Here is a 4697-nt window from a genome sequence, read left to right as displayed (position 1 = left end):
CCGGGGGACGGCAAACCGCGTACCTCTGCCCGTAAGAATTCCTGAGCCTTCGACGGTGGTAGGGTTGGGTTTAGTTGCGGGTTCGCTGGCGCTGACTCGCCGGAGAGTGAGAGTTAAAAATTAGACTTTTGGCAAAAAGTCTAATTTTTGGATTTTTAACCGCAGATAAACGCGGATAAACGCAGATAAATGCGGGTATCAGGATTTTAGCCGATCGCGTCGCGCAGAGCATTTTTAGTCATAGCTGCGATCGACTGTTCGGTAGCTTTGGGCAAGTGATAGTATTTCCCTCCAGAAGTCTTGGCCAATTCCTTCGCAAAGCCAGTCGAAATAAACTTGCTCTCGGTATCAATCACCAGCAACTGCATTCCCAACCCGCGAATTTTGGCAGCAATTTCTAACAATTCCTGCTTAATATCAGGCTTTTCTCCATCTACAATCGGTTCCCCCAAAGAACGAGCCAAAGGAATATTGCCGCGTCCGTCAGTAATGGCGACAATCGCAACTTGACCGATATCTCCAGACTGCCGCGCGTTGACTCCCACCCGCACTGCTTGAGTCAAACCGTGGGCCAGGGGGGAACCGCCGCCGCAGGGCAACCGTTCCAAACGCTTGCGGGCCAAGGCTATCGAGCGAGTCGGCGGTAGCAGCACTTCTGCTTGTTCTCCGCGAAAGGGAATCAGAGCAACTTGGTCGCGGCTTTGATAAGCTTCTGTGAGTAGCTGCATGACTGCACCTTTGGCCGACTGCATCCGGTTGAGGGCCATCGAACCCGAAGCATCGACGACAAATACGACTAAAGCTCCAGCTTTTCTGGCCAAGCGCTTCGCCCGAATGTCTCCCTGTTCCACAAATACACGACGCTGAACCCCCTCTTGCCCCCCCTTAGCAAGGGGGGGTTGGGGGGCGTTAGAATTCCTGTCGCGGCGGGCTTTTTGGTAGGGTGCGGCGGCTCTGAGGGTGGCGTCAACGGCGATGCGGCGGACGGGGCCTTTGGGCAATACCGGCTTGACGTAACGGCCTCTATCTTCCGAGAAAATGGTGCTGCGGCTGCCCGATTTGCCTTGGCGGCTGGCGGCTTGGGCGAAGAAAAGCACGCTGGGGTCGAGAATTACGCCTTCGGGGTCGAAAAGAAATTCTTCGGGAATGGTATCTTTTTCTGGTTCTTCTTCAGGTTCCGGGTTGTCTTCATCCTCTTGGTCTTCTTCGTCTTCTTGCTCGTTTTCTGGTTCGTCTTGTTCTTGTTCTGACTGCTTTTGGGGAGGCGGTGGGGGGGGAGGAGGAGGAGAGTTTTCGTCTGGGGGAGTTTGGATGATGGTGGCGCGGGGTACGATGACTAATTCTACGGCGCGGCGCAAATCTTCGGCGTTAACTTCTGTGCGTCCTTCGATGGCGGCGGCGGCTTTGGCGACGCGGACTGCGAATATTTCGGCGCGGTGTCCTTGAACGCCACCCCGGATGGCTTCTTCTACTAGGTAGGCAATTTGTTCGCGTTTAATGCTGACATCTTTTAGCCATTCTCTGGCTAGGATGATTTGGGTTTTGAGGTTGTCGGTGTCTTCGCTGTATTGATTTAAAAATTCTTGAGGAGAGCTGGAGTAGGATAAAGCTTGTTCTACTGCATAGACTCTTTCTTCTATTTCGAGTGCTGCGTCGGCTGAAAGTACGATCGCGATTCGATCGAGCAAATGTTCTCTCAGCGGCCCTTCTTCGGGGTTGTAAGTGGCGATAAATAGAGGTTTGCAGGGGTGTTGGAAGCTAATGCCTTCGCGCTCTATTTGGTTGCGCCCTTCGGTTAATACTGTTAGCAATTGGTTGGAAATGTTGTCATCGAGGAGGTTAATTTCGTCTACATAAAGTACCCCTCGATTTGCTTGGGCTAAGAGTCCGGGTTGAAATACGGTTTGGCCGAATTTTACTGATTGTTCGACATCGACTGAACCTAAAAGTCTGTCTTCAGTGACACCCAAAGGAATTTGAATGAATGGTGTGGGAATTATTTCAGTAGTTAAGGAATTAGTATCGGTGGTGTGGGTATCTTTGCCGCCATTTTCTGGTAACAAGCCTGATGCTTGTTCGGCAAGAATATCATTAGGTTCGGCGTTGCAAAAAGAATCTTTAACAATTTCAATGGGTGGCAGTAATGAGTGCAAGGCGCGGGCCATTACTGATTTTGCTGTCCCGCGGCGGCCTGCGATCGCAACTCCTCCCAATCCGGGATCTACTGCTGCTAACAGCAGGGCTAATTTGATTGCTTCTTGCCCGACTACGGCGGTGAGGGGAAAGGCTGTGGTGGAAGGGCTCAGGTTGGCTGCGGGCATAGGATTTTCGGATGTAAAAATTTGAACTTAATGTTTAGCTTACTTCTTGGAGTATTTTAACTTCTTGCGGCAGAATCACGGTAAAAGTTGAGCCAACTCCTATTTGTGATACTAACTCGATTTTGCCTTGCAGCAGCGTGACGAGCCGCGATACTATTGCTAATCCCAGGCCAGTGCTTTCGGTGGGAAAGAGCTGTTTGCCGGCTTCTCCTGCTTGAAAGAAGGGGTCAAAGATGCGCTTTGTATCTTCGGGGGCGATGCCAATGCCGGTATCTGTAATTGCGATCGCCCACTTTCCTTCTCCAGCAGGGTAACAACTTAATTCGATGCTACCAGATTCTGTATAGCGAATGGCATTGCTCAGCAGGTTGATCAGAATTTGTTGCAGCCGCTGTGCGTCGGCGATTACTTGTCTTGGGGCGCAGTCACTGGTAACAGCGAGCTTTAATCCTTTAGCATCCGCAATTGGCTGCATCATTTCTACTACGGTGTTAATTACTGATTGTACATTAGTTCGCTGCAGGTTAAGTTTAATTTTGCCGGCATCGGCGCGAGAAAGTTCTAGTGTGTCATTAATCATGCGAAGCAAGTGTCTGCCGTTACGCAATACTCGCTCGATGTGTTCGATGCCGGGGAGGGTATCTTTGACTTCTGATTGCCATTTTTCTTTTCGCAGGAATAGTTCGGAATAACCAATAATTGAGTTGAGAGGAGTTTTGAGTTCGTGAGCCAAATGGTAGACGTTTTCTTGATGGACGCTGACCAGGCGAGAGAGTTCTTGATTGGTGAGTTGTAACTGAGTTTGGATTTGTTGAAGTTCCTGCAGCCTCTGAACGACGTAGCTGTTGAAACATTGGGCAATTGCTTCGTCTAGTACGGCATCTATCAGCCGAAAAGCTCTGAATACGTCGGCGGTAGTTCCTGCTAGCAATTCTGATTCTAATTGCGAGAATATTACTTGACGCAATAAGTGGTATTCCTGGGCTACTTCTGCAGCATCGTAGCCTTGTTCTGCTCTGAGAAATCCGTGATCTAAACTGGCTTCAATTATTAGTTTTATTTCGCTGTTTTGATATTGGGAAAGCACTGTGGCCATCGCCGCCAGCAGGTGAGGTATGTGATTTTCGATTGCTGAGTGCGGTAAGGCGTCAGCGGTTTCAATTTTCCGATCCTGACGAACTGCTTCAATCCAGTTTTGGACGATAGTATCGGTTTTTTCGGCGAGCACTTGGCTGTAGTCCATGATGTCTGCGTGGGGGTTGAGTTTGGCAGAGATTGCCCATGCTTCATTGTAGTTGAGCGATCGCCCGATCGCCATACCAAACTTCTGCCGATCGCGACCCTCCCAAAAGAAGTAGTTTTGAGGTAATTTTTTCCGTGTACCGGAGAGCTCTTGATGAGTCGCTTCCAGCTTGTTGCTGCCAAAATCAGCACTTAAATTTATTGACAGAAGAGCCAGAAAGTAGTATATTCACTCGAACCGAGAGTTTTTAATTTTTAAGTTTTATTTTTTTCAGGGGACTAAATGGAAAACCTGCAAGCTGTGATTGCTGCAACAACATTTATATGTGTAATTTTCTTAATAATTACAGAATGGATACACCTCACAGTTGCGGCATTTCTTGGAGCGGTAATTCTGGTTTTTACCCACGTGATGACGTTAAACAACGCGATCGAATATATCGGTCGGAGTCACGCCACCTTGGGCTTATTTTTCGGAGTGATGGTAATGGTGAGAGCCTTTGAGCCTACCAAAGTATTTGAATACTTGGCAACTCAAATGGTGCTTTTGGCTAAAGGCAAAGGCAAAAATCTCTTGCTGGGTATTGTCGCAATTACTACGCCAATTTGTGCAGTTTTGCCCAATGCTACGACAGTCATGCTGCTAGCACCATTAATTCCGCCAATGGCAGAAGAAGTCGGTGTAGATTTTGTGCCGTTACTGATTTTAATGGTATTTGTAGCTAACAGTTCGGGACTGCTAACAATCGTAGGCGACCCGGCGACATTTATTGTCGGCGATGCTATTAACATGAGCTTTGCAGAATACCTGATAAAGTTAAGTTTGGGCGGGGCAATTGCCGTAGGAGTGATAGTAGTTATGTTGCCTTGGCTGTTCCGCGAAATTTGGCACAAAAACTTAGACGATTTGGAACATTTGCCGCGCCCACAAATTAATCACCCGCGAGTCTTAGCAGTGGGCGGCTTAATTATAACTTTCGTGCTGACATTTTTTGTCATAGGAGAGTCTCTGCCCGTGCCTATTTCACCGGCAGCCGTTGCTTTGTTGGGGGCTGCTTTGGCAATGCTTTTAGCTCACCATTCCAAAATTGATTCTGTTAATAATATTTTGCGGGATTTAGATTGGAGCACGCT

At 48.4% G+C, this 4697-nt stretch carries 4 protein-coding genes; 2 read left to right on the top strand and 2 right to left on the bottom strand.

Features of this window, described 5'->3' with window-relative positions; genetic code table 11:
* The first annotated feature begins 25 nt into the window (after positions 1 to 25).
* Positions 26 to 124, top strand: a complete 99-nt coding sequence (locus QUA38_RS18495) for a PEP-CTERM sorting domain-containing protein (RefSeq protein ID WP_333164256.1) — start codon at positions 26 to 28, stop codon at positions 122 to 124.
* Positions 125 to 206: 82 nt separating this feature from the next.
* Here QUA38_RS18495 and bchD read toward each other — a convergent pair whose 3' ends face one another.
* Positions 207 to 2321 carry a magnesium chelatase ATPase subunit D gene (gene bchD / locus QUA38_RS18490; RefSeq protein ID WP_333164251.1) on the bottom strand — a complete coding sequence of 705 codons (2115 nt, stop codon included), beginning with the start codon at positions 2319 to 2321 and terminating at the stop codon, positions 207 to 209.
* Positions 2322 to 2355: 34 nt separating this feature from the next.
* On the bottom strand, positions 2356 to 3639 hold the full coding sequence (locus QUA38_RS18485) for a HAMP domain-containing sensor histidine kinase (RefSeq protein WP_333164249.1): 1284 nt from the start codon (positions 3637 to 3639) through the stop codon (positions 2356 to 2358).
* 207 nt (positions 3640 to 3846) lie between these two features.
* On the opposite strand from QUA38_RS18485, the gene QUA38_RS18480 reads away from it, so the two are divergent.
* Positions 3847 to 4697: SLC13 family permease (locus QUA38_RS18480; protein ID WP_333164247.1), on the top strand; the 851-nt coding region annotated here is incomplete at its 3' end.

The sequence above is a fragment of the Microcoleus sp. Pol12B4 genome (assembly GCF_036701385.1).
Lineage (GTDB): Bacteria > Cyanobacteriota > Cyanobacteriia > Cyanobacteriales > Microcoleaceae > Microcoleus.
Note: the sequence above shows the minus strand (reverse complement) of the source record. Positions and strands in the feature narration are given on the sequence as shown.

What these genes read in the sequence shown, in the direction of transcription:
- bchD (WP_333164251.1), bottom strand. Translation starts at nt 2,321, where the DNA reads ATGCCCGCAGCCAACCTGAGCCCTTCCACCACAGCCTTTCCCCTCACC.
- QUA38_RS18485 (WP_333164249.1), bottom strand. Translation starts at nt 3,639, where the DNA reads ATGGCGATCGGGCGATCGCTCAACTACAATGAAGCATGGGCAATCTCT.